Raw genomic sequence first — 18464 nt, 5'->3', positions numbered from 1 at the left:
TCGCCAACTTCTGGATTGTTGTGAAGGACTCTGACATTGAGTTGATTTGGCCACCACTTTGCATTTGTGGTGCCCATGTTTGCCGATGTGATTGCTCCGCCCGAAAAAGGGCAACTGCTGGTTTTATTATTTGCCATGCTTAATTTATCTGCTATTTTTGCCTATAGGGCAAATTTTTTTGCAAAGTATCATAAGATTTGCTTATGTCTTGACCAACTATTAAACAGTTGCGTTACTTTAAGGAAACGAAGCGGCGCTTAGAAGTCCTCAGGTGACGGCTTGCAAGAGTCACAGTAGAAAAGCTCATTGGTAGCCTGCGAGGTAGGGGTCGCGATGATACTTTAGGATATCTGGCTAAGCTTTCAAGTCTGGGAGCCTCTCTGCCTTCATAATATCTGAAATTGTGTGCCTATCTTGGATGAGCGCTATAGATATGCATCTGTGCTTTACATCTGGAGCACTCAAGTGGATCTATCTCGCAAGTGCGTTTAGTGCAGGCAACCCAAGCACTCTTACGGAACTCAGCACGATAGTTGCTCTCTGGCTTGCTCTCTGCTTCCTTTGCAAAAGGAGCCTCGAATTTAGCTCGTTTGCCTCATCATCTTGATGAGTATCGTCCGTAGTATCTTTTGATGCTCTAGTAAGTCTTAGGTATCTGACAAGAGCGCTCTGCCAAAAGAACGCTGTCGTCAAATTATTCTGTGGCAAGGGTGGCAAGATAGCCACCTGTGTTGAACTTCCAGCCACTGAGTGCGAAATAGCGATGCGCCCCTTTGTTTATACGTGCTACGAAAAAACTGAGCAGGTGAGCAGTAGTAGCCCCGTGCCTACGATCTGTACCAATGATCTTTTCCAATGATCTTACAGTACCTTGCAAACTATCTTTGATGCGGCGCTGTGCTAGAGCCTCCGATAAGTCACATCCTCTCAATTATGTGACATAACCTAAAGACTAGAGGGATTCATTATAGCTCTGCTCTTATATCGAGCGTGACAATGATAGGTTAGTTAATGACTAGGGGGTATAGTCACATGGTTCTGGAGTTAAATTATTCGCGTTGCGTAGCTGGCTTACGCCCCTCAAATCGAGCTCGCATAAGCGCAGGCATCGCATCTGTAATAGCTTTACATCTGATATCTGCGTCATCTGGTTTCACGCAGTCGCCAGCATCCCCCAATGATGGCAAGCACGCTCAACCCATTAAGGAGTGTCCGCCTGAAGACAAACCACCCCAAAATTGTGATGACGTTAAAAAGATGGCCCACAAGAGCGCCATAAGCAGAGGATACGCCAATAAAAACAATAATGGCATCCCTGACGTAATGGAACGGCCATATATAGTGAACTATAACGATTGCTCAACCGGAAACGCTCACATGGCGTGTATGTATAACTCGGACCCATGTCTAAGCAAACATGGAAAAGTTTATGGACTAAGAAGTAACTCGGCCCACCACATGACCGTCCTGTACGAAGGGAAGGATGGAAAGACGTTTGAATGTGATTTCACTCCTGAAAGTAGCGGTATCTTCATCAAGAATAGAAGGGATACAATGGTCGGTACGGCGTATCCAGATGCTGGCGAATCAATTGATCCTCAATACGAGAAGGATGGCTGCCCAACAAACGGAGCATCTAGCAGCGCACTCAATCCAGGTGGTGGCGGAGGAGGAGGCGGTGGCGGTGGCGGTGGCGGTGGCGGTTCGATTCAGGACATACTGTTAGCGGCCATAATACAGCTTTTGAGGCAGCAGCAGAATCAGAATAATACAAATGACAATAAAGTGATAACTCCTACGCCAACCGCGACGCCAACGCCCCAACCAACTAGTACTCCGAATACCCGGAGTGCTGCTGAAAAGTTCTCGACTGAGGCCTCTGACGCGGCTATCGTGTCAGCGCTTAAGACCGCTGTCGATGACACCGAGGAGGAAGCGAAAGTAGCCGATTGGGAAACAAAACGTGAGGGGCTGTTCTAACCTAGGGGTACGAAAAGGAGATAGCAAAATTATGAAAACGGAGAGACTTTACAAACTAGTATTCAGCGCCGTCATCGGCTTCGCATGTGTGGTATCGCTGGGCACCCGCCATGCTGATGCTCAGGAGGGCCAGGACCAGCTTGAGGAGAGCAAGAACGCTGTCGTCAAATCATTCTGTGGCGAGGATGGCAAGCTAGCCACCTGTGTTGACCTTCCAGCCACTGAGTGCGAAATAGCGATGCGCCCCTTTGTTGATACGTGCTACGAAAAAACTGAGCAAGCTAAAGGAACTATCAAGCAGCCAGAGGCTGCCTTTTATTCCTGTTTTTGGTTTGAGTTCAACACGAAGTATCCACGAAAGATTAAACTCACCGATGAGTGCTACGCTGTCGCAAAAGAAGCCTTTCCTCTGCAGCCCCTACCACCTCACCTTGAAGAAAAGATGAAGCTCCTCAATCCTCCGGGCAGTAAGAACGATAATGGTGGGGAATTGGGTTACTAATACCAGCAAGGCTGTGCCTCGGATCAATTATTTGCTAATAGGCATTTGATCTTCCTGTCCTTTATTAGATCTAGTTGCATCGGCAGCTAATCTGCGAGATATGTTTTGGGTTAGCAACATTCTTGGCGTTCACACAGTGCTTCTCCGTTGACGAATTGGGCTTATACGAGCAGATAGAGTTGTTGCCAGGAGATGAGAACCTGGCCTCATTTATATCATAGTAAACTACAGCATCATAAGACGACGCTCCTAGTGCATTCTTACATATTTCTCTGTACTGCGGTCCGTCTGAGAGAACTCCGTTACTGTCGTTGTCCTTAGTTCCAAAGTGCAAGCTTATAAGATTACGGTTGCTAAGCTTAACTGGGGCGTGATTACACGATGCGGGTGGTGGTGGGCACGCGGAACAGCCGCATGGCCCCGGCGCTGGCTGACCACAGCCGCAGCCCGGATCCGTCTTTCCGCTATTGGCGACGCGGTCACAGCCGTAGCAGCTTTTACCATTCCCGCAGCCGCACCCCACATCAGCCGTCGCCCCGCATTGATTAAGCTGAGTCTCGCACGAGGTCATGCTAGGCCTGTTGCAGTCGTTGCAGGGAGAAGGATGTGCGCTGCAGCAAAGATTGTTCTTGTCCGGCGTTGTTGTGGTTCCGCACACCTGCGTCTGCTTCTCACAGAAGCTGCGATGGTCGACGCACCCCTCGCAAAAGCGCATCTCTGATGGGAGGCAGCAGTCCTTATATTGGGTTCGATCTCTCACTTTTTTACCGTTTGCGACCTCTGTGCAGTCATAAAACCCCTCAGGAGAGTTCACTTGCGTCTGTGCCCACGCCGAAAGGTCAGATGAGATGGTTAATGCTATTAGGGCGATAAAGAGTCTGAGCCAGATCATACTGAGTATCTCGGTATAGAGAACGAATAACTTGAGCTTATTTTTTGCCTAAATTTGTCCTGTAAGAATAAGAGCTTATGCCAGACTACATGTGGATGTCCTTAGGTTAAGAAGCGTTCAGGTCGCAGCTATCTCGCAACAACTAAAGAGCGCCTAACAGCTAGCGAAGGCCCCGGCTGGATCTCGATTGATGGGGAGCTGTGATGCTAGGCACCAAAGCTGCTGAATTAACTGGAAAGGCGTGACAGCCACGCCCCCTATGCGAGATAATGCAGAGTTATGTCATCACTGCAGATTACAAGGAACTGGATCTTGGGGGGCTACGGACTAGAGTACTCCGAGCAGCGCCCGATCAGCGCAGGCGCTCTCTCTGATCTGATCGATGGATTCCTGCGTACGGTGCTACCCTTACTGACGACCTCTTCAGAGGAGGGGACGCTAACCGATCTTAAGGGCCGCAATGCGCAAGATCTCCTTATTCCTGGAATAGTTGCAGCCCCACAAGACGAGCTCTTTCGAATGGGCGGAACCTCACCCCTACAAGCAACAAAAACTGAGTTTGACTACGCCCCCTTTGAGGTCTCGCTGCTCTCTCCATTTAAACGCTTTGAGGGCGCGCACCATATCGTGCACCAGCTTGAGCCACACCGTAGCGGCAGCCTCCCTGAATGGCTCCCCCTTAGGCTGCTTGGATATGCGGCCCCCATCAAGCCACGCTTTCTGCGCTTCGGGATAGAGCGTTTTCGAAGCATTCTGAGCTTCGCTAGCCTCGGATATGCCCCACAGGTTACCGACTCACTGCTTGTCGATTGCGTTGGTGGTAGCTTTGCTATACGCGTCACAAGCGAGCAGCGAAAACGGTCTTCAATGGACCCATTTGAAGAGATCCCTGCATTCCGCGCCGTCTCTCAGGTATTGAAAAGCGCGCTTCAATTTGACCTGCAGGGTGACGTTAACTCCGCCCTGGCAGAGCATAAATGATAACCACCTTTCCTTACTCCCTATCTCTTAGCTAGTATAACCCTGCCGTGGACACTTAGGTCCATTAAACTGCTTAACTGCAATCCAGAATCACATGTTGAACCGACGATCGTTCTCCTCCCTTTCATTTCAAAGTGCTGCACACTCGCTGACTATAATTACGGTGATAGCCTCCGTTATTGAGGGGCTGCTTGAGCGCTCAAACCTCCGTCCGTTCCTGTTCTCTCCACTTCACACCCTCTACGACCTTGAGCTGTGGCGCCCGTTTACAGCCCTCTTTATCGCGATATCGCCGATAGAGATAATCTTTACCGCACTGATTATGTACAGCATCGGGGGCTTGCTTGAATCGCGTTGGGGTAGGCGGCGATTTGTCACTATTATCTTTGGAATTCCTCTCTTAGCCGAGTTAGTGACGATCTTAATTGCAGCGCTATCTCCCGAGACATTCTTTACGGCCTTTTATCCAGGCACACGTCAGGTCGTTACAACGCTCTGGATAATGTTTGGACTCTCGTCATGGTTCTCGGGTCAGATGCTAAACTTTTGGGGCACCCCGATTACCGGCAAAACGTTCGCGCTAGTGGGTCTTGGATTTGTGATCTTAAGCGGCATATTCGGTTCTTTAACCGCTGTCATACCGGAGCTGATCGCAGCAGGACTAAGTTACGGCTATATGTATCGCTCAAGATTGCCTCGGCTGCGTCAAAGTATTGAGCTCTCCTACTATACCTGGAAGTTACGGCGCTTGAAATCTAAATCGAAGTTTCGCCTCGTTAAGGGATCGCGCAGCGATGATGGTGATCCAGATTCAACCGTGCACTAGCAGCATTAAAAATCACGTAACTATTTGTAAAAGCTACTTTTTATTGCGTTTGCTTTATATTCAAAGCAGGCTTCATAGCATCAATGCTCGCTGTTCATAACGCAACCAATTGACATAGCTAACAAGCGCAGGGTATACCACTAAAGACTCAGGTGAACATATCAGCTTGAAATGCGATATTTTGCATAAATTATGGAAAATGCTGTGAATTGCAACGTAGCAACCCAATACAAAGATGAGCCCCTGCTCAACTCTATGCGCGTAGGGCAGCGGGTCATTATCTCAGCTATTAAGAGCTGCCCGGCTGAGCTACTTCGCAAGCTTGTCTCGATGGGTCTAGTTTCCGGCTCTGAGGTTACGGTCACTCAACGCGGCTTCTTTGGTTCTCCGATCAATATCAAGCTCTTTGGCTCTGTGCTCTCTCTGCACAGCACTGAGGCGGCTCACATTCAAGTTCAACCACTATAAGGTTGGCCCCCTATTGTGGCGATTATTACTGACGTCGACGAAAACTACCCAAGGTCTATAGCGCTCGTCGGAAATCCAAATTGCGGAAAAACCACGCTCTTTAACGGACTAACCGGCTCTCGCTACAAGGTGGCGAACTATCCAGGCGTTACAATTGCACGCAAAGAGGGCTCGATCTCTCTTAATGGTGGTGGCTACGCTCAAATTATAGATCTCCCAGGTACATACGCACTCCTCGGCTCCTCTTTAGATGAAAAGATAGTCACGCAACTTCTGCGCGGCGAGCTAAAGGGATGCAGAAAACCGGACCTTGTGGTGGCGGTCGTTGATGCCACAAATCTTGAGCGGAATCTCTTTCTCGTATCTGAGTTAATAGATGCCGGTTTTCCGATCGTACTCGCTATTAATATGATGGATGCTGCTGAGCAGGCTGGCATTAAGGTATACGGAGAGCTTCTTTCTCGCGCCCTTGATCTTCCGGTGGTTCAAATTATCGCCCGAAGCAAGTTCGGATTTACCAACCTCCTTAGAGAGATCTCACGTGCGCTCCTTACCCCCTCCAGCTCCTCGAAACGGCTCGCCTGGCTGCCTTTAGAGCATGCCCTTAGAGCATCCCTTGAAACGCAGGAATCAGTGGCTACTAAACACCTTGATGCCGCTACAATTACCGCTATCGGCTCGCTGCGCTATACGTGGATTAGAGCTCTCGTAAAGAAAACATCCTCGCAACGCTCTGAGGATGGGTCGACCGTCAGCTCTGCACTTGATAGAGCTCTTACGAGCAAGCTCTGGGGGCTTCCGATCATGCTGATAATCTTTGGCATTATCTTTCAAGCTATCTTTCTGTGGGCGCAGCTGCCGATGGAGCTTATCTCAGCAACGGTTGAGGGGCTGAGTGCGTGGCTTGCTGCACTTCTACCGAATGGAATACTAACAAGCCTTATCACTGAGGGCATCGTACCAGGAGTTGGAAACGTACTGGTTTTTGTTCCGCAGATCGCTATCCTCTTTTTCTTTATCGGGCTACTAGAGGACTCAGGGTATCTCTCTCGAGCGGTGTTCTTACTTGATAATTTTATGCGCAAAGTCGGGCTGCAAGGGCGCGCATTTATCCCGCTATTAAGCTCCTTTGCCTGTGCGGTGCCAGGCATACTCTCAACGCGCTCAATCCCAAGCCGCTCAGATAGACTCGCGGCTATTATGATTGCGCCGCTGATGAGCTGTAGCGCTCGACTGCCTGTCTATGCGGTGCTTATAGCCGCCTTTATTCCAACAATCATGCTGGGTGGCGTTATCTCGCTGCAAGGTGTCACGCTACTTGGAATGTACCTACTCGGGATTATTGGCGCATGTTGCGTGGCGTACATCTTAAAGAGGTGTTTTTTGTGGAAGGAGTCATGCTTTCATGTGATGGAGATGCCCCCTCTACGTAGACCAGTTCTGCGAGTCGTTCTGCGTGGGGTTTATGACAACGTTATATCATTCCTAAAAAACGCGAGCACTCTAATCCTAGCATGTTCTGTGATCTTATGGTTTCTAGCTTCTTATCCCAAACCAGATCCATCGTTTACTGGAAATCCGGTTCAGGTCAGCTATGCTGGGCGGCTTGGTACGGCTATAGAGCCAGCCATTAAACCCCTTGGGTTTAATTGGGAGATCGGCATAGCGATCTTATCATCTTTCCCAGCGCGTGAGGTCTTTGTAACCACACTCAGCACTATCTATAGTGTTAATAACGATGATAATGAGAATCAGGGGCTTATAAAGACCCTGCAAAAACGCAAGGAGTCTGGAGATTTCTCAACACTCACGGCGATCTCTCTGATGGTGTTTTACGTATTTGCCTGTCAATGTATGTCTACACTTGCAGTATGCAAACGGGAGACCGGTTCGTGGGGATGGACCTTTGGAATGTTTGGCTACATGACCACTCTTGCATATGTAGCATCCCTTTTAACGTTCCAGATCGGATCTATTGTTTTTGAGTAGCGTCTTATTTTGCCTATAGGTACCGTAATCTATGACCCAAACAGTTATTGCTTGTGCTATATTACTAATCTCATCATTTTACGTTTTTCGGCTGCTTACTAGAGCGCTCTCTAAGAAGCGCTCCGGCTGTGGGAGTTGTGGGTGCGGCGATAAGGGAAAGCAGCCCTCTGCAACACAAGAGAAGCCCACTTCCAATTAACTCACCAGCGAAAGTATCAACAGGATTAGAAGAACAGTGAGCGATATTGCAACGCTCAAAAATATAGCCGCTGCTTGGCCCTGTAAGTTCACCTTTGGCCGTAGATCTAAGCGCTGAGAGAACGACCCCAGGATAGAGAGCAACCCGATACAGAGCAGCACTGTTCCCATATAGAGTATCCCGTTCGACGATTCGGAGGCCTGCTCCCCCTGCTGCTCAAGAAATTGCTCCGCATCTAAAAGCCCCGCTTGAATTACTAGCTGATCGCTACGCTCGCTTCCTAACAAGCTGCGCTCATCGGCCTGCACAGCCAGTACGGTATAATCACCGGGCGGTAAGGACTCATACCAAACTCGCATATCCCCGAGGGCAAGCTCGGTACTGGAAGGGTCACGTCTAATAACGATCTTATTATCAACGATCTCAAGGGATGGATCACGCAACATCTCCTTAGTTAGGATCAAGCGCGCCGGGTCGCTTATAGCTTTTATAATCCTACTTCCATCAAAACCTGAAAACGTAGACTGCCCTACGGTCTTTAACTCCGGTTGAAACTTAAGTAGCGGATTCTCATGCCCCTGTGGTTTACGAAAGCGAAAGAAGTCTATCTGTCCAGGGTGCCAATTGATTGAGTACTCAGGGAGTGAATCATCGGATGAACGCTCTTCCGACCATTGAAACATCTCTACCCGTCGTTTAAGAGCTAGGTAGGGGCCGGGCTTAAGCAGCTCATCCTCAAGCATCTCTCCTGAACTGAGCCTACCAGCAGCAACCACAAGCTTGTTGTTGTTACCGGGATCAGGGCTTGCAGCATCAATTGTAATAGCTCTACCGAGTGCTGCGTTAATATTACTCTGGTCCTTAAGGCTCCGTACCGTCCCACTCCACATTAAACCGAGCGCACACAGTAGTGTGAAAACCCCGAGAGATGCCCTGGACTTAGTTTTCAATGCAGAGAGCTTCACGATAACTATTCCCTAATACTATATAATACGACTAACCCTGGCTCGCATAAGAAGCGCCAACGACTTCGAGTCTCGGAGTCGTCCGTTACGGATTACCTCCTCCACCTCAGCAACCGAGAGCTTTATAACGGTTATGACCTCATCCTCATCCGGCGTAGCCTCTCTGGGATAAAGATCTTTGGCGCAAAATATGTGCTGAACTTCATTACAGAATCCCGGTGCCGGCAAGAGGGTGCCCAGAGATATAAGCTCCCTGCACGCCATGCCGATCTCTTCCATCAGTTCGCGCTGCGCGCAGAACTCTGGCTCCTCGCCCTTTTCAAGGGTTCCCGCCGGAAGCTCCAGTATGGACTCCCTAACCGAGTGCCGATACTGCTCAATAAAAACTATGCGCCCATCCTCCAGTAAAGGCAGGATAACAACCGCCCCCGGATGTTCGATCGTCTCGTGTACAAAGCGTTTACCCTGCGGCGATTCAAGTGTCTCTCTGACCGCCCTAAGTTTCCCCTCGTATAGGAGGTGTGATTCTATGACTTTCATCGCGTGTAACTAGTCAGCATATTCCAGAAATATTCGCATACGGTTAATGACACTCAATAGCCCCTAAGGGGCCGATTTGCGGAGCAAATCGGGGGTGAAAACATTAACTGGTCACAAAATCTATCGTCCCCGATCAGGGGACGAACAATCGAATTACCTATGAAACTTCGCCGTAATCTCAATAGCTTGAATCGCGACATTAAACTACGGTGACCAGTTACCATACCGTTACGTTACTTAACGACACACAATTGATCAATTGTAACTATTCAGCATAAACTAAAGGGGTCAGCATAAACTAAAGAGGATTGTACACTTATAAGTTAAGGCCTATGACCCTCCAATCACCCCCCACATCTGAGCGCCTTAGCGACTGGATGGAGCGCCAGCCAGCCTCTACCTCCTCGGTTGATATCAGTATCGTCGTTCCAGCCTTTAACGAGGAGCGCCGACTACCCCCGACCCTGATAGACATTATCGACCTCTTTGACCGTAAGGGCGCCAAATACGAGGTTATAGTCGTTGATGATGGAAGCTCAGATAATACCGCCGAGGTTGTTCGAAAATTTGAGCGGGTACGCGCCGAGGTGCGTCTAATACAGCTACCTAAAAACCATGGAAAGGGACACGCCGTTAGGCTAGGAGTTCTTAACAGCCACGGAGCCGTAATCCTGTTCGCAGACGCCGATGGTGCTACGCCGATTGCGGAGGTATCACGCCTGCAGGCCGCCCTTGCTGCGGGGTTCGACATTGCGATCGGATCACGGGCTCTGGCCTCACAAGATACAAAGGTTGCGACATCTATTCATCGTAGGTTACTTGGACGGGTATTTAATTACTGCGTTAATATTATACTCCTCCCATCGATCACAGATACTCAATGTGGCTTTAAGATGTTTACCCGCAAGGCGGCGCTCTTTCTCTTCCGTAAGCAACGCTCCGATCGATTTAGCTTTGATGTAGAGCTACTCTTTCTTGCCCACAAGGTTGGACTAAGCGTTAAAGAGGTGCCGATTAACTGGACCAACGTACCTGGCTCGAAGGTTAATCTGGTAATGGATGCACTGCTTATGTTCCGTGATATATTTCGATTCCGCGTGATGCACCGCAACGTTACTCGCGAAAGCTACGAGCAGTTTGAAAGGGACTCTGCGGCACTTGAGCATAGCGACCCAGTCAGCGCGCTAGGTCATAAATAGAGCTACTTGGCGCCTCCTACTCAACTTTAGGCGAGATCTTCAACTTTTTGGATTTACTATAAAACTATTGGGGGATATCGCCCTGTTGCCGATTACCATGGGCAGCTGCCATCTCAAGCCCCCGCCGCTCACCATCAAAGATGCGAGCAGCGATAAACTCAAAGACCTCTTGATGATGAGCGCTCATCATACGCAGCGCCTGCAGGCGCTCATCATCTGATATGCGAGGATTTGTCAGGATACTTCGCAGTGTGGCGAGTAGGGAGTCTTGGCTCCGGTCGAGATAAAATTGAACCTCTTCGATCTTTGAACGGTGTGACACAACGATACCTCTGTATAATGGACTATCTATCACAGGGTATCTATCGGTGCGCTCTCTCAAAAAAAGTAGCGGGAATTGGCTAGGTTCCGTCAAGCACCCCCTGTTTTTGCAATTAATCGCTCTAGCTTGCTGATCTGACTCACTGAGATACGGTGTCCACAGAACGGCACTCATGCCATACTGGTACCCATGACGTCACAGATAAATGGATACTCGCTGCTCGATTCCGGTAACGGTCGCAAACTTGAGCGCTTTGGAGATGTAGTCATCGACCGACCCTCTAGCTTAAGCGCCTGGAAGCAACGAAACAACGCATTATGGGAGAGCGCAGACGCTATCTACCTTCCCCCGGACCAATGGAGTCACCAACGCGCGCCCTTCTCCACCTGGAACACCGAGATAGAGGGGGTCAACCTACAACTCGAACTCATGTCAAATGGGCAGCTTGGGATCTTCCCAGAACATGCCCTCTACCTATCGCGCGTCGGTGCAACCATAGAGCAATTACGCGCGCGTGGCAGGAGTCCCATCCGTATTCTTAATCTGTTCGCCTATACAGGTCTCGCCACTGCATTCTGTGCAAAGCTACCCGACGTTATCGTGACCCACGTTGATCTGGCAAAGCGAGCCATCGAGTGGGCCAAGAGAAACGTGGAGATGAACATCGGGACGAACGATAAGGTGCGTTGGATCGTTGATGATGCCCTGACCTTTATGGCGCGCGAGCACCGTAAGGGTAATCTCTACGATATTATCATCATCGATCCCCCCTCGTTCAGTCGGGTCTCAAAGAATAATTCATGGACCCTAGAGGAGAAGGCCCCCGATATAGTTACGCTCGTGCTCGATATACTTGCGCCCGAAGCCGGGGTAGTCTTTTTCACAAACCACAGCTCCGCCAGTACATCAGATGTGGCGCGCAACATCGCCTTAGATAGATTTAATGACCGTGGTGTAGAGATAGCTATCGAGCCCCTAGCTATTAAGGAGGAGCTTACCGAGCGCATACTTCCTGCTGGGTCGCTAATCGTTCTATCACATACCACCTAACAGGGAGCTAAGAAGAAGATATGACAACTAAAGTAACCAACGAACACCTAGAACAACAGCTCGCCTGGCGCTATGCGACGAAGTGCTTTGATCCAGCCAAGAAGATCTCGGCTCGTGATTGGGCCTCGCTTGAGGCTTCGCTACTTCTAGCGCCCTCATCTTTTGGCCTGCAACCGTGGCGCTTTATAACTATCTCGGATCCAGCGCTGCGCGCAAAGCTAAGGGCCCACTCTTGGAACCAATCGCAGGTGGTAGATGCCTCGCACTACGTTGTATTTGCGGCACGCACTACCTTTGATCTCTCTCTGGTGGATGAGGCGCTACAGCACACCGCCGAAGTCAGGGAGGTAGCTCTCTCAACCCTAGAGGGTGGCAGATCGATTATCTCCAACTTTATTACCGCGCTCAACGAACGCAACGCCATAGAGCCATGGTGCACCCACCAGCTCTATCTTGCTCTCGGTATGCTACTCACCTCGGCGGCGCTGCTGCAGGTAGACGCCTGTCCGTTAGAGGGCATCGATCCGAACTTTTACAACGAAATACTTGACCTGCCACGACGTGGATTCTCGGCAAAGGTAGCTTGTGCCCTCGGGTATCGCTCAGATCGGGACCTCGGAGCAACTCTCAAGAAGGTTCGACGCTCAGCGCAAGATATCATTGAGCGCAGGTAGGATAGGGCGTTAATTATGGTGAAGGGCTCTCAACATAAGTTCCTGTTGCTTAGCCTGACGCTACTGTTAGCCCTAGCGCTGCGCTGGCCCTTGGTTGAATCAAACTCTAAGTATTTCTTCCACGAGGACGACGCGCACCACTTTAATCGCACGGTGGAGATGGCCCAGAAAAGAGATCTCAATCCGCACTATTTTAATAAGCCGGCCCTGCATTTCTATCTACGCATGCCGGTTATTTATGCAAGCGTTGCGTGGGCGCGCTTTCACGGCGAGCTTAGCTCCACCAAAGAGATTAGAACTAAGGACCCCTTTGGACTCGCTGGATACGCCTTTACGGCCTCACATCCAACAATTCTCACCTGGAATAGATCGTTTAGTGTGGCGCTTAGCCTTTTAATAGTCGGCCTAACATTTTTTCTCTCCTTACAGCTCGGCCTGGCGCTGCTACCGGCTCTTATGGCCGCCCTCTTAGTAGCGCTATCACCAGAGATGGTGCTCAATTCTCATCTGATCGGGGTTGATATACCGATGGCGCTTTTCTGCCTAGCCTCCAGTGCAGTTGGCGTCTGGGCCGCCTCAACTAAGTACTCACGCAAACGGTTGCTGTTATGTGGACTACTCGCGGGCTTGGCTGGCGCTTCAAAGTATAACGCTGCACCCATAGCGTTAGTTCCCATAATGCTCGCCTGGCAGCGCGATCGTTCCTGGAAAGGGTTTGGAATAGCCGCACTCTCTCCCGTTCTTGGGTTCCTGATTGGAGCCCCCTACTCCCTGATATCATTGCCGCAGTTTTGGCAGGGGCTTTCGTACGAGCTCTGGCACTATAGCGTTGCAGGACATGCCGGACACGCAGCCGAGCCTGGGGTTGAGCAGGCGCTTTTTTACCTCGCCTGGCTCTCTACCAACGGCATCGGCGTAGTTGCGACCCTGCTGGCTGCTTTCGGGCTACTCTCATGTATGCGAACTAACAGCGCTGCAACTAAGATCTTTCTCATCTTCCCAGTTGCTTATGCGGTGTTGATGATATCGCAGAAAACAAACTTTACAAGAAACATGGTCGCTATCGTTCCATACGCTGCTATCCTAGCAGCTGTAGGGCTACGCTATATGACACACCGATTCTCAAATCCGGTTATACAACGCACTACTATCTTCCTAGTAGCTCTCTATGCGTGTGGTCTCGCGGCCATTGCATCAACAAGCATCGTTATGCTGGCCACTCAACAAGCGGAGAGTCGTGAGCAGTTAGGCGCTTGGCTCACCTCTACGCGCAACCCCGATTCAGATGTCGCAATATCTGGGCCGCTTCAGATTTCACCCGCTTTGATACGGCTTCCTGGGGTCGAGATCTTTGATCCCTCTAAACGCACCCTCGCCGTACTGGTACAACAGGGGTTCGAATACATAGTGGTTCCAAGCGCAGATAGCGCAGATCTCTCGCTGTCACTTACCTCTGAGTTGGTGCTAGCAGGAGCGCCGTTAAATAAACATGCCCCTCAGAATCCAGCTCTTACTATTTTAAAAACAAACCTAGCTGCACGCCTTGCCGCTATGCAGCAGGCCCCGGCCGAGATGCAATTTGAAACGGTTAAAGAAGCTCTCTCGCCACGTTGCGGCGAGACGAATGAGGAGCACTGCTGGCTTAATAATATCTCAACATCTATCTCCCTCCCCGCCGGAACTACCAGGGTCTCACTAGAGATGATGAGCCCCTGGGCCGGGCAGGAGCTACGGGTTGTTTCCAAAGAGGGCGCAACGTTAGGGGCCATCTCCTTTCCGACTGCGGGGAAGTGGCGCACCTTTGCCTTTAGTCTATCTACCCCAGCACCTGTGCAGGGTGCTGCTGCCACACTAGTTGTAGCGCAGCTCCATTCTCCACTTGAAAGGAAGCTCAATCTCGATTCGCGCCGCATTGGGGTCGCGATTCGCAAAATCCTAGATAAATAGCCGAAAAGTGACCACATCGCGAAGCCCTAGTAGACATTCAGAGGCCTTAACAGGTAACCTTTAATCCTATGATTATAGTAACCGGCGGCGCTGGATTTATCGGAAGCGCCTTTATAGCCAAGCTAAACCAGGAGGGGATTCGGGATATCCTCGTTGTTGATGAGGCGCTCTCTCCTGCTCGTAAGTACAATCTAAAAGATAGAACATTCCTTGAGTTCGTTGATAAAGGCTCCTTTCTCGAACGGGTAAGCTCCGGCCAACTTCCGCAAGGTATTGAGGCGATAGTTCATATGGGGGCCTGCTCCAGCACAACCGAGACGAACGTTCAGTACCTGACACACAATAACTACGAGTACACAAAAACCCTAGCCGAGTACTCCCTCTCCAAAGGGATCCGATTCATCTATGCTAGCAGCGCAGCTACTTACGGCGATGGGTCGCAGGGCTATGCCGACGATGACGCTAAACTCGATACCTTCAAGCCCCTTAATCAGTACGGCATCTCAAAGCATAACTTCGATCTCTGGGCGCACGGTAACGGGGTGCTCTCTCAGATCACTGGACTTAAATTTTTCAACGTCTACGGCCCCAACGAATACTATAAGGACGAGATGGCGAGCGTTGCCTGGAAGGCCTTTAACGCTATCCAAGCAACCGGCTCCTTCTCACTCTTCCGTTCCCACCGCCCCGACTATCAGGACGGCGAGCAGAAGAGGGATTTCGTCTACGTAAAGGATTGCTGCTCAGTAATGTGGTGGCTATTACAGCACCCCGAAACAAACGGACTCTTTAACCTTGGCTCAGGCCACGCTCGATCCTGGAACGATCTCCTCTCTGTACTCTTTAGCGCCATGAAAAAGCCGTGGAACGTAAGCTACATCGATATGCCGCTCCAGCTTAGGGATCAATACCAATACTTTACAGAGGCCCCTATCTCTAAGCTGCGTAGCGCTGGATACACCTCAGATATTCACACCCTGGAGGATGGCATTACAGATTACGTAACCTCTTTCCTTCTGCCGCCCCTTAGGCACTGGTAGGGGTCGTCGAAACTCTCTGTCCCAATTTTGTATATTTTAACTCACGCGCCAATAAACTGGCACCTCTTAAAGCTCCGTATTCATCAAGTAATGATAATGAATACGCATACAAGCGATGCAGAGGTGCTGCGCTTTGAAATTGTGGTGAATGGAGAGGCGTATCGATCGCTTGTGGATGGTCTGCGAGGCAACTCAGTTACACCAACAGTCGGCAGCTCACTCCGTTCAAGGGTTACCGCTCAGGTGGACCTTCATCTTGCCTCGCGCAGCTACTCAGTTATGAGCCTGGGCCGTCACAGACTTCCGAGCGCCCTTGCTGTAAAGCCAGGTAGTCGCACCCATAATAGCCTCACTCGGCTCCTAGCTCGCTCGGTAGCGGACAAAGAACACTATGAGATTAAGGCCCTGATTCAAGAGGTGATAGCCGCTGCCCCTTACCTCTCTGAGCAGGCCCTTAGTATCTGCAAACGAGATATAGAGATCTCACCCAAAGCTGCTGCATCACTAAAAGTTGAAAGCCGCCTACAAACGGTGCAGCTCCTAAAGCAGATAGCTCCAACTATACTGCTCGACCTTGATGATTCCCCTACCCTTATTATCCCTGAGTCTCAAACAGAGCTGCTTGAGCGAGCCAGCGCGATCTTAAGATCGGAGCTCCAAGTGCTCACACCTCTCTCCACTATAACTACAGGCAATATAGTTAACCTCAGAGCTAAGCTATACATACCAGAGATACACGATGTAACTATCGATCTCTTTGCTCACTGGGGTAGCTACGATGATCTCGCACCCGCGTGGCAGGATGAGCAGGTGACGATCTCAAACTCCGATTCTGGAACATCAATAATCCAACACCGCTTAGATATTCCAAGTACGGGTAACTACGGCGCAACCCTCTTTGCGCAGGTGCGTGGGACAAGCGAGCAGATCTGGATCGGCAATCCGTGGCATGCAGATGCTAGATTTTGGATCTCTCATGATGACCTAGCCCTTGTTCGCCAAAGAGAGCTAGCTGTTGAAGAAAACGAGGCGCTAGCGTTATCAAGCATGCTGCGGGCCTTTCAGCCGGGAGGATCGATTGAACAAGCTTGCTTAGAGATCTCGCATAAAACACCACATATCGCCCTGGGTGCTCTGCTTAAGAAAGCTACTAATATTTCAGGGAGCATGAATGCTCTGCAAAACATTACTCCATCTCCGCATGCTACACTCTCCGCATCAACACGGCTAAACTACGGTATCGGCGAGGTTGTATTCACCTCTCCAGAGGGTCCACACGCAGCTGCTGGCGGCTTGGCGCAGGTTATCTCAGGACTTCCAACTGAGCTTTGTAGAGCCGGTATTCCAGCCACTATTATTACCCCACTCTATCGCTACGCCAACGGAAACAAGCACGGCTCCGCCGAGCAGATCCTCCGCAGCGGTATTAAGCTAGGAGCAGAGCTGGTGAAGCCCTTATACGTTGGCTCTATCACCGTACACGTTGGCCCAACCTACCACGCTGGCACAACCTGCATTCGAAGAAACTCAAGCGCTATTCCGATCAAGGTCTACCTTGCTCAGAGCGGCAGTTTACGCATCTTTCTGCTCACTAACGCCTCAGTATTCGATCGACTTTATCAGCCAGTATTTGCAGATGAGCAGATCCGGCGCGCAATTATCATTTCACGCGCCACTCTTGAAACGGTCGCAACAAAACAGTTCGGTATTCGTCCTAGCGTTATCGTATCAAACGATTGGATGACGGCCTGTGTGCCGGCGTTTTGTGCACTAGATCCTTCATACCAAGGTGTGGAATGGCTGAAATCCTGCAAAACCGTCCATATGATCCATAACGGCGGCGCTGACTATCACGGCAAACTTCCCGTAAACGTACACAACGAAGATCTCTGGCCGATGTTTAATCTAGCTCCGCAGGACTTCTTTGGATTTAGCGATCCATACCATCACAACCTACTTAATTTTTCGATAGCGGCCTCACGACACGTTTCTGGTGGAGTACTAACTGTATCTAAGCCCTATGCGCAGCAGCTCATTTCAGCTGGAGGGGGTGATGGGCTTGAGCATGTACTAGCAAGTAAGTCTGACAAGGTGTTTGGCATTAGTAACGGAATCAACCGTCCAGAGATCGACAGATACCTCTCTCTGTTAGCTGGTAGCAGCGGCGCACCATTTGAGAATCTCTCCGAACTCCTTACTGCTAAAAGCTCCGTTAAAGCCACCCTACAGAAACGATACGGGCTTGAGCAGGACTTAGCTGCTCCGCTAATTAGCTTCGTTGGTCGTATAGCTGAACAGAAGGGGGTGAGCCTGTTATCCGGTTTTGTCGCCGGCACAAACCGTTCAACCCTAGAGGACCTCCTGATTAGGCACCCAAAGCTTCAGATTATCGTTGCAGGCCCAACTACCGACGGGGATAGAGCCTCTGACGATCTACGCTCAGCCCTCGAGTATCTTACTTGGCGCTATCCGGGACGGGTGCATGCTCTCTTTGAATACGTTCCACACTCAACAGCGCTAGAGATAATCTTTGGCAGCACGATGTTTATGATGCCCTCCCGTTTTGAGCCGGGTGGCATTACGCAGCTTGAAGCCCTCGCCGCAGGAACTCTAGTAATCGGCAGAAACGTTGGTGGAATCTCGGCTACTATCACTAACTATGATGCAGCTATCCCCAGCGGCATCGGCTTTCTCTGTAACGATTACGATCCAACAGCATACGCCAACACCTGCCACTGGGCACTTGAGGTAACGGCATCAAGAGCGGCCTATGAAGAGCTGGTTTTAAGCGCTAGGAGCGCTAAACATAGCTGGTCGGATAGGGTTGAAACATACCGCGAGCTCCTGCAACAGATACTGCTAGATACTGCTCAGTGAGGAGTGCGGCAAC

General features: G+C 50.3%; 16 protein-coding genes. 12 read left to right on the top strand and 4 right to left on the bottom strand.

The annotated features are described in order from the left end of the window. Positions 1 to 1032: 1032 nt before the first annotated feature. Together NTV65_01640 and NTV65_01635 are read left to right on the top strand one after the other, a co-directional pair. A complete protein-coding gene (locus NTV65_01640; GenBank protein ID MCX6113903.1) occupies positions 1033 to 1980 on the top strand; it encodes a hypothetical protein in 948 nt (315 codons plus the stop codon). A gap of 31 nt (positions 1981 to 2011) precedes the next feature. Further along, positions 2012 to 2482, top strand: a complete 471-nt coding sequence (locus NTV65_01635) for a hypothetical protein (GenBank protein MCX6113902.1) — start codon at positions 2012 to 2014, stop codon at positions 2480 to 2482. Positions 2483 to 2552: 70 nt separating this feature from the next. Here NTV65_01635 and NTV65_01630 read toward each other — a convergent pair whose 3' ends face one another. Next, on the bottom strand, positions 2553 to 3374 hold the full coding sequence (locus NTV65_01630; protein ID MCX6113901.1) for a hypothetical protein: 822 nt from the start codon (positions 3372 to 3374) through the stop codon (positions 2553 to 2555). Positions 3375 to 3653: 279 nt separating this feature from the next. Between NTV65_01630 and NTV65_01625 the strand changes: the two genes are divergently transcribed. From NTV65_01625 to feoB, 4 genes are all read left to right on the top strand, one after another. Continuing rightward, the gene (locus NTV65_01625) at positions 3654 to 4355 is read left to right on the top strand and encodes a hypothetical protein (protein ID MCX6113900.1); all 702 of its coding nucleotides are present in this window, start codon (positions 3654 to 3656) and stop codon (positions 4353 to 4355) included. 94 nt (positions 4356 to 4449) lie between these two features. Continuing rightward, complete coding sequence (locus tag NTV65_01620; GenBank protein MCX6113899.1) at positions 4450 to 5181, top strand: rhomboid family intramembrane serine protease; 732 nt, start codon at positions 4450 to 4452, stop codon at positions 5179 to 5181. 204 nt (positions 5182 to 5385) lie between these two features. Further along, entirely contained in the window at positions 5386 to 5649 is a 264-nt protein-coding gene (locus NTV65_01615; GenBank protein MCX6113898.1) for a FeoA family protein, read from the top strand. Between the two features lie 15 nt (positions 5650 to 5664). Further along, positions 5665 to 7638 carry a ferrous iron transport protein B gene (gene feoB / locus NTV65_01610; protein ID MCX6113897.1) on the top strand — a complete coding sequence of 658 codons (1974 nt, stop codon included), beginning with the start codon at positions 5665 to 5667 and terminating at the stop codon, positions 7636 to 7638. A gap of 195 nt (positions 7639 to 7833) precedes the next feature. Here the strand turns inward: feoB and NTV65_01605 are convergent, their stop codons facing one another. Both NTV65_01605 and NTV65_01600 read right to left on the bottom strand, forming a co-directional pair. Next, on the bottom strand, positions 7834 to 8802 hold the full coding sequence (locus tag NTV65_01605) for a TMEM43 family protein (protein ID MCX6113896.1): 969 nt from the start codon (positions 8800 to 8802) through the stop codon (positions 7834 to 7836). A gap of 18 nt (positions 8803 to 8820) precedes the next feature. After that, complete coding sequence (locus tag NTV65_01600; protein ID MCX6113895.1) at positions 8821 to 9342, bottom strand: NUDIX hydrolase; 522 nt, start codon at positions 9340 to 9342, stop codon at positions 8821 to 8823. A gap of 332 nt (positions 9343 to 9674) precedes the next feature. Here NTV65_01600 and NTV65_01595 point away from each other — a divergent pair, with 332 nt between their 5' ends. Continuing rightward, positions 9675 to 10541, top strand: coding sequence for a glycosyltransferase family 2 protein (locus NTV65_01595; GenBank protein MCX6113894.1), 867 nt, complete (start codon positions 9675 to 9677; stop codon positions 10539 to 10541). A gap of 64 nt (positions 10542 to 10605) precedes the next feature. On the opposite strand, the gene NTV65_01590 is transcribed toward NTV65_01595, so the two are convergent. Then, positions 10606 to 10896: a hypothetical protein gene (locus NTV65_01590; GenBank protein MCX6113893.1), complete on the bottom strand. Its 291-nt coding sequence runs from the start codon at positions 10894 to 10896 to the stop codon at positions 10606 to 10608. Positions 10897 to 11052: 156 nt separating this feature from the next. On the opposite strand from NTV65_01590, the gene NTV65_01585 reads away from it, so the two are divergent. The 5 genes from NTV65_01585 to NTV65_01565 all read left to right on the top strand — a co-directional run bounded on the left by NTV65_01585 (position 11053) and on the right by NTV65_01565 (position 18451). Then, positions 11053 to 11913, top strand: a complete 861-nt coding sequence (locus NTV65_01585) for a class I SAM-dependent methyltransferase (protein ID MCX6113892.1) — start codon at positions 11053 to 11055, stop codon at positions 11911 to 11913. 20 nt (positions 11914 to 11933) lie between these two features. After that, on the top strand, positions 11934 to 12587 hold the full coding sequence (locus NTV65_01580; GenBank protein MCX6113891.1) for an NAD(P)H-dependent oxidoreductase: 654 nt from the start codon (positions 11934 to 11936) through the stop codon (positions 12585 to 12587). 15 nt (positions 12588 to 12602) lie between these two features. Continuing rightward, positions 12603 to 14534, top strand: a complete 1932-nt coding sequence (locus NTV65_01575; protein MCX6113890.1) for a phospholipid carrier-dependent glycosyltransferase — start codon at positions 12603 to 12605, stop codon at positions 14532 to 14534. A gap of 68 nt (positions 14535 to 14602) precedes the next feature. Then, the gene (rfaD, locus tag NTV65_01570; protein MCX6113889.1) at positions 14603 to 15574 is read left to right on the top strand and encodes an ADP-glyceromanno-heptose 6-epimerase; all 972 of its coding nucleotides are present in this window, start codon (positions 14603 to 14605) and stop codon (positions 15572 to 15574) included. A gap of 96 nt (positions 15575 to 15670) precedes the next feature. After that, complete coding sequence (locus NTV65_01565) at positions 15671 to 18451, top strand: glycogen/starch synthase (GenBank protein MCX6113888.1); 2781 nt, start codon at positions 15671 to 15673, stop codon at positions 18449 to 18451. Positions 18452 to 18464 lie beyond the last annotated feature (13 nt).

Source organism: Pseudomonadota bacterium (assembly GCA_026390555.1).
Lineage (GTDB): Bacteria > Bdellovibrionota_C > UBA2361 > UBA2361 > OMII01 > OMII01.
Note: the sequence above shows the minus strand (reverse complement) of the source record. Positions and strands in the feature narration are given on the sequence as shown.

Coding starts and splice junctions, on each gene's coding strand:
- NTV65_01640 (MCX6113903.1), top strand. CDS start 1,033: ATGGTTCTGGAGTTAAATTATTCGCGTTGCGTAGCTGGCTTACGCCCC.
- NTV65_01635 (MCX6113902.1), top strand. CDS start 2,012: ATGAAAACGGAGAGACTTTACAAACTAGTATTCAGCGCCGTCATCGGC.
- NTV65_01630 (MCX6113901.1), bottom strand. CDS start 3,374: ATGATCTGGCTCAGACTCTTTATCGCCCTAATAGCATTAACCATCTCA.
- NTV65_01625 (MCX6113900.1), top strand. CDS start 3,654: ATGTCATCACTGCAGATTACAAGGAACTGGATCTTGGGGGGCTACGGA.
- NTV65_01620 (MCX6113899.1), top strand. CDS start 4,450: ATGTTGAACCGACGATCGTTCTCCTCCCTTTCATTTCAAAGTGCTGCA.
- NTV65_01600 (MCX6113895.1), bottom strand. CDS start 9,342: ATGAAAGTCATAGAATCACACCTCCTATACGAGGGGAAACTTAGGGCG.
- NTV65_01595 (MCX6113894.1), top strand. CDS start 9,675: ATGACCCTCCAATCACCCCCCACATCTGAGCGCCTTAGCGACTGGATG.
- NTV65_01585 (MCX6113892.1), top strand. CDS start 11,053: ATGACGTCACAGATAAATGGATACTCGCTGCTCGATTCCGGTAACGGT.
- NTV65_01580 (MCX6113891.1), top strand. CDS start 11,934: ATGACAACTAAAGTAACCAACGAACACCTAGAACAACAGCTCGCCTGG.
- NTV65_01575 (MCX6113890.1), top strand. CDS start 12,603: ATGGTGAAGGGCTCTCAACATAAGTTCCTGTTGCTTAGCCTGACGCTA.
- rfaD (MCX6113889.1), top strand. CDS start 14,603: ATGATTATAGTAACCGGCGGCGCTGGATTTATCGGAAGCGCCTTTATA.
- NTV65_01565 (MCX6113888.1), top strand. CDS start 15,671: ATGAATACGCATACAAGCGATGCAGAGGTGCTGCGCTTTGAAATTGTG.